Annotated in this window: 4 protein-coding genes; 2 read left to right on the top strand and 2 right to left on the bottom strand. The window is 54.6% G+C overall.

The features are described from left to right. On the top strand, positions 1–2162 hold a 2162-nt coding region (gene priA / locus V6D20_11215), incomplete at its 5' end, for a primosomal protein N' (GenBank protein ID HEY9816352.1). Between the two features lie 34 nt (positions 2163–2196). On the opposite strand, the gene V6D20_11210 is transcribed toward priA, so the two are convergent. Next, complete coding sequence (locus V6D20_11210; GenBank protein ID HEY9816351.1) at positions 2197–3789, bottom strand: sodium:proton antiporter; 1593 nt, start codon at positions 3787–3789, stop codon at positions 2197–2199. A gap of 163 nt (positions 3790–3952) precedes the next feature. After that, positions 3953–4513 (bottom strand): hypothetical protein, encoded by a 561-nt coding sequence (locus V6D20_11205; protein ID HEY9816350.1) that lies wholly within the window; start codon positions 4511–4513, stop codon positions 3953–3955. Positions 4514–5165: 652 nt separating this feature from the next. On the opposite strand from V6D20_11205, the gene V6D20_11200 reads away from it, so the two are divergent. Next, positions 5166–7158: AAA family ATPase (locus tag V6D20_11200; GenBank protein HEY9816349.1), on the top strand; the 1993-nt coding region annotated here is incomplete at its 3' end.

Here is a 7158-nt window from a genome sequence, read left to right as displayed (position 1 = left end):
CAGACTATTACCAAACGCCCTTGATGCAAGCAGTGCGCGCCGCCCTGCCGCCGGGTATCTTGGGGCGATCGCAGCGGCGCATTCGCCTCAAACCCGACGCCATTCCGCCGGGCGCTACGGAATTTCTCTCCCCACCGGCCCAGCAGGTGCTCCAGGTTCTACAAAAAACCGGCGACTATACCTGGACGTACCTCCAGCGCCAGGGACGTGGTGCCCGGCGGGGTATTCAGGAGCTGCTGAGACGCGGCTGGGCTGAAAGTTATCTAGAGGCTCCGGCCCCAGTTCGCCCCAAGCGCCAGCAGGCGGTGGTGTTGGTCAACGATGTGGGGGATGCCAACCTCAGCGATCGCCAGCGGGAAATTATCGAGATTCTGAAGCGGCGGGGTGGCGACCTGTGGCTGCAAGAACTGCTGCAGCTCTGCCATGTGAGTTCCTCGGTGGTGAAAACCCTAGAACGCAAGGGTTATGTGGTCATCCAGTCGCGAGAGGTGTTGCGTACCGTATCTGGACAGGCCCAGCCCGACCAACCCAAACAGCTCACGGCAGCGCAACAAGCAGCTCTGACGGCGATCGCCCAAAGCCAAGGCAGTCAACAGTGGCTGCTGCATGGCGTCACCGGATCGGGCAAAACGGAAGTGTATCTACAGGCGATCGCTCCGGTGTTGGCTAGGGGACAGTCGGCCCTAGTTTTAGTGCCGGAAATTGGCCTGACTCCCCAGCTCACCGATCGCTTTCAGGCGCGGTTTGGCGAAAAAGTGCGAGTCTACCACAGTGCCCTCTCCGATGGCGAACGCTACGATACCTGGCGGCAGATGCTGCGCGGCGATGCCCAGGTGATTGTCGGGACGCGATCGGCGATCTTTGCTCCCCTGCCTAACCTGGGCTTAATTGTGCTGGATGAAGAGCATGACGGTAGCTTTAAGCAAGATCAACCTGCGCCCTGCTACCATGCCCGCACCGTTGCCCAATGGCGATCGCACTTAGTAAACTGTCCCCTCATTCTTGGTTCCGCCACCCCCGCCCTCGATAGTTGGGTGGCGGCTCAGCCTAGCTTATCTGATGCACTGCCTGCCCCCATGCAGTATCTGTCCCTACCCGATCGCATCCAGTCGCGCCCCATGCCGCCCATCCAAGTGGTGGATATGCGCCAAGAATTTGGCACTGGCAATCGCTCGATTTTTAGCCGTCCTTTACAGCTAGCTCTAGAAGAATTACAGAGCACCCAGCAGCAGGGACTCTTATTTATCCATCGTCGTGGCCACAGCACCTTCGTTTCCTGTCGTGCCTGCGGCTACGTGATGGAATGCCCCCACTGTGATGTATCCCTGGCTTTCCACCACACCCACGCCGATGCCCAAGCTACTCTACGCTGCCACTACTGCGGCTATGGGCGATCGCTTCCCGAGGTCTGTCCATCCTGCACATCGCCCTACTTCAAACAGTTTGGCAGCGGTACCCAGCGGGTGATGCAAGAACTACACCATCGATTTCCCAATCTGCGCAGCCTGCGGTTTGACAGCGATACCACCCGTGCCAAAGATGCTCATCGTACCTTACTGACCCAATTTGCCCGAGGTGAAGCGGATGTATTGGTGGGTACCCAGATGCTCACCAAGGGCATTGACCTACCCCAAGTCACCCTGGTGGGTATCGTAGCTGCAGATGGGGTGCTCAACCTCGCCGACTATCGCGCTAGTGAACGCGCCTTCCAGACCCTCACCCAAGTTGCCGGACGGGCCGGGCGGGGCGATCAACCTGGCCGAGTGATTTTACAGACCTATAGTCCAGAGCATCCCGTCATTCAAGCCGTACAGCAACAGCAGTATACCTCCTTTATCCAAGAAGAGCTCGACCAGCGCACCGCGTTGAACTATCCACCCGTGGGACGGCTGATCTTACTGCGTTTGAGTAGCTTAGATGCTGCTGCCGTGCAGCAAGCCTCTATGGATCTGGCTCAGATGATTCAAGCCCAAACGTCAGAGGATTGGCATCTGTTGGGCCCAGCTCCCGCCTCGGTCACAAGGGTTGCCCAACGCTATCGTTGGCAAATCTTACTCAAGGGGGCCAGACACGCGATCGCTCCTGATTTACAAGGATTGCGATCGCATCTTTCCCCCGTTGTCAGCCTCACCATTGACGTAGATCCGTTGACAATTCTGTAATTTTTCTACCTAGGCTCATCGTCTGATCGTTAACTCAATTCTTGTCTGAACTATCGCTCTCAACCAAAACGTCCTGCAATAGAGGCGACAGCTTTTCATTCAGTCGCCCCGAGCGAATTAAGTCAGCATAGGTATCGGCTTCAATAGCCAACAAGTCTTCCCGCAGTTCTTCTAGGGCTAGTTCCTTAAACTCCGGATGTTTGATCTGCAAGGCTTGAATGTTTTCCTTGAGGCTAGACAATTCTCCCTCCACCAGTGCTGCCTGGTATTGACAAAATTCTGGATCTAGCTCTTGGCGATCGCCCAATTTAGATAGATAGGTTAACACCCGCGTTAGGGCCATGCGGCGAGCGATCGCTTCCCGATAGGTTTTCCGAAAAGCCTGGTCATCCAGCATATTCAAACCCTTGAGCAACGGTTGGGTCGTCAAGCCCTGTACCAATAGGGTAAATAACATCACGCCGAAGACAGTCGCAATCACCACTTCTCGTTCCGGCAGACTTTCGGGAATGCTCAGCGCTAGGGCAATGGATACTGACCCCCGCAGTCCGCCCCACCATAGCACTGTTTGGTCGCGCCAAGATATATTAGACTTAGCTAAGGTATTGCTCACCAAGCCTAATCCATAGATGCCCACAGCACGGGTGAGCAACAGGGCAGCGATCGCCACCGCAATGGGCAGCCAATTTTCGCCCAGACTGGAAAAACGAACTTGGTCGCCAATCAGCAGGAATATGATTGAGTTGACAAAGAAGGCGATAAAATCCCAGAATTCCGACACAATCAAACGCGTGCGGGGATTCATGCCAATGCGCGATCCAAAATTCCCCAGGACTAAACCCACGGTGACCACAGAAATGACGCCGGAACCACCTAGGGCTTCGGCGATGGAATAGGTGCCGTAGGCGGCCACTAGCGTCAACGATTGTTCCACTAAGGGCAGATCAAAACGCTGGGTTAGGTAAGAAATTCCGAAGCCAATCAGGCTACCTACACCCACACCCACGCCAAGGAAGGTAAAAAACTGAGCGATCGCCACCGGTATAACAAACTCATCCTGGGTGCCGAGGGCCAGGCCTGACAAGAGGGCGAAGGCAACCACCGCTACCCCGTCGTTGAATAAACTTTCCCCTTCCATCAATACCGTGAGACGTTTACCGACCCCCAATTCTCGAAATAGGGCAACCACCGACACCGGATCGGTTGCCGATAGACTAGCGCCAATCAAAAGGGCGATCGCTAAGGGAATACCTGCAAATTGTGCCAGCCCCAGTCCAATACCAACAACGGAGATCATCACTCCCACGACAGCATAGAGACAGATCGGCACCAGATCCTTGCGCAGGTACGACCAATTCAAATTCCAGCCTGCTTCAAACAGCAGCGGCGGCAAGAAAATCAGCAGAATGAGTTCCGGAGAGAGGTTCACCAACCGCACATCTACCACTGCCAGCCCTAACCCTACAATCACCAGCAGCAGCGTATAGGGCGTTTGGCGAAACCAGGGCAGCACCCGAGATAGGGTGGCAACACTGAGAGATACTGACAGAACCAGCAAAAACTGTTCAAGGTTTTGGCCAATGGCGTCTTCTGCAAGGAGGTTGGCAAAGAGTGGGACTACATCCATAGCGTTTCAGTCAATTAATAGAGAATAGGCATCAGGTACGCACATCCTACCCTTGTCATCACCCCATGCGCATCTATCCAAGGGCGATCGCCTCCCTTAATGCGATGGCAAGATGGTCCAAAGGAGAGCGATTGATACCGTCATGGGCAACAGACTGCCTGGCTCAAGACTCATTCCATAGGCGCTGCAGTTGAGCCCGCCAAGCATCCATCACCTGCTGCCGCTGGCTAGCATCTTGGGACAAATCTCCCATCACGCCTTCTTCATAAAAGCGATCTAGGGTTTGGAGGGTGTCTTCTAATGTCTGCCCCTGCTGCTTTGCCGCCCAGATAATCTGCCGAAGTTGGGCATCAGCTCGCTGGCGGAAGCTGCGATCGAGGCCCGTTTGCTGAAGCGATACTAAACGAGCGATCGCTGCCTCAAAATCTTCCCGCGTCAAACTGGCCAGGGCATGGTGAAAGACACCCCAAAGTGCGCCCTCATAAATGGCATAGCGAGCTTCTTGGGTGTCATCAAAGTTGGATTCTAGCAGTTGCTCTAGGTAGGGAACGGCTTCTTGGGCTGGGGCAATAGACACCAAGGCTCGTAGCCAGGTGTGATCCTCTGAAAGCAGCACCAGCAGACGAGAAGCAGGAGCTTCTATCTGCCAGGCGGTGTCATCGATGATCTGCAGGGCAGGGCCAAACTGTTGGGTGAGACTGGTGGTGATATCGGCGGGTGTCATAGGCATTGAGCATAAAGAACGTTACATATGTGGCGCTGTTGATGCACGTTGGGTGAAGGCAACCAGCGATCGCTCCCTTAGAAACATCTAACCTTAGATGCCACGACCTTCAGCAGCGCCACGTAATATCAGTCTAATCATTGGTCCGTCTAATCCCCGGATAGATGATGCATGGTTGACGATAGGCCGGCTGATCGCCAAAGCTGAATCATTCACCCATGACAATGCCCGAGGCTCGCGATCGCCCTGCCTCAACACTCAGGATAGATAATATGCTGCTCTGCACTGAAGAATCAGTACTGCAACCTTAGCTATGTCCGATAGGCTAGTGAAAAGCGCCGTATTGTACGGCTAGATAAGATATAGCCAACGTACTCTTAGAGGATTGAAAGGATGACTGCCATGCAGGGGAGCGATCGCCCCTATTCTGCGTCGTCTCATAAGCTGGCGTCTATCTAGTAGAGGCCAATCCTTGAGGCCGATCCTTGAGACTGAGCCTTGAGACCGATCCTAGATAGCTAATCTTGTTGGAAGGGATCGGGTTTCACTACAATTGTCATATCTTGATCCAAGACATCTGATCCGATGCATTTCAGATCCAACGCATCTCACCACCACTGGGCAATGGGCACAGATTGAGAAAGGAAGCACCATGGAACCGCGCCAGATTTCGATTCAACTGGGTAGCCTTGTTCTGCTGTCAGGTCCACCGGGTAGCGGCAAAACCACGGCCTGTCAGTCTCTGCCGCCGTCCTTTGTTGTATCCAGCGATCGCCTTCGAGAAACCTTCTTTGCCACAGCCCCAGTGATGATCGATGAGCAGGTTGGCCGCTGTCCGATGGCTGTTGATGATGCCATGATCTTTGCTGTGATGGAACAGGTGGTGCGATCGCGCCTGATGGCAGGACTAACCACTGTGGTGGATGCAACCCTATCCACCGACCAAGACCGAAAGCCCTTTGCAGACATCGCGACCGCGCTTCATATTCCTGTGCAGGTGGTGGTGTTTGACTTGCCGGAAGCGCAGGTGCAGCAGCAAAATGCTCAACGCTCCTACGCGGTGCCTCAAAATGTCGTATCGCTGTTTATCAAAAAACTGGATCGCCAATCGCGCTGGCCGTTTATCCATCTAACTACTGGATGCCAATTAGTAGCGAAGATTCCCACCATTCCCGAGGATGTAGACCTCGATGTTATCGGCGATGTCCATGGTTTGATGCTCCCTCTGCGCGAGATGCTGCACACCCTCGGCTATGACGCGGCTTTTCAGCATCCCCAAGGACGCAAACTATGTTTTCTGGGTGATCTCGTGGATCGCGGCCCCGATTCCTTAGCGGTTCTCGATCTGGTCATAGCAGCGATCGCCCAAGGCCATTACGCTATTCGCGGCAACCATGACATGAACCTGGCCAAGGGTATTCGTGACAACTACGTGCGATCGCGTTCTACAAGAGAAACCCTGCACTATGTTCTACAACGGGATCCTGCTTACCAGCAGCAGATCCATGACGCCATCACGAGTTGGCCAACCTTTTATCGCTATCGAGACTATGTCCTTTGCCATGGCGATATTGAATGGTTTGATCCGCTGCTCCAGCCCGGTCGTGAGCGCGTCTATGGCCGCCGTCGGCTGCGGGAAAACCATGACACCGACGGCATCTTTCGGCAAACTACGCCCGATCTCACCCTGATGCGCGGCCATATTCCCCTCACCTCCCAGGGCGATCGCGTCTATTCCCTCGAAGAAGGAGCTGGATTTGGTGGGCCGCTGGTGGCGATGCGCCTTCCCGAACAAGACTATGTGCGTATTCCCTGCAGCTTCGACTACGAACAGCGATCGCCCACCTTCGCCAACCGCATGGAGCATCTAGTCACGCAAAAATGGGTCAAACAGGTGACTCATGGGCAGCTTTCGCTCTACAAATACACCTCAAAAGCCTTTTTCACCCCCAGCGTCTGGCACGAACATCCAGACCTTAAGCTGGCGAGGGGAACGGTGGTGGGTTTGCATGGTGAACCGGTGAATCAACCCTTTCCCCGCACCTTCAATTACTTAGAACAGGGAACGACTTTGCCGCTAGAGAGCCAAGTGGTCGCCGTAGAAAAACTCAATGGCTTCTTGGCGGTCATGGTGCTCCATCCCTACAACCCCCATCAAGTTCTGGTCACCTGTTCTGGCTCCTTTGAGAGCGACTATGTGGAGCGGGTCAAGGCCTTGCTCTATCAAAACAACCTCTACGGTCGCATCTTGGGCTACCTGCGCGATCGCCCCCACCTCACCCTGCTCTGGGAAGCTATCCACCCCGATGATCCCCACATTATCCCCTATGCTGAAAGCCACCACGGTCTGCACCTGATTGGCGTGGGAGAGTTGGGCCAAGGCTTTTGGGACGAAGCGGCCCTCGATGATCTGGCCCAGACCTTAGCCGTACCAAGACCCTCCTGGTTTTTCAGTACGTTTCAAGACGTGCTTCAGCAGGTGCGATCGGTGAACCATGAAGGGTTCATGATTCGCCATACCGATGGTCGTTTTGCCCTCAAGCTCAAAAGTCCCTACTACCTGCGCACCAAATTTCTATCGCGATTAACCGAACGCCGCGCCAAGTTTATGTTTTCCAATCCGCTGGCTTTCAAGAAAGACCTCG

The sequence above is a fragment of the Candidatus Obscuribacterales bacterium genome (genome assembly GCA_036703605.1).
Lineage (GTDB): Bacteria > Cyanobacteriota > Cyanobacteriia > RECH01 > RECH01 > RECH01.
This window is presented reverse-complemented; position numbering and strand designations above follow the sequence as displayed.

Coding starts and splice junctions, on each gene's coding strand:
- V6D20_11210 (HEY9816351.1), bottom strand. CDS start 3,789: ATGGATGTAGTCCCACTCTTTGCCAACCTCCTTGCAGAAGACGCCATT.
- V6D20_11205 (HEY9816350.1), bottom strand. CDS start 4,513: ATGACACCCGCCGATATCACCACCAGTCTCACCCAACAGTTTGGCCCT.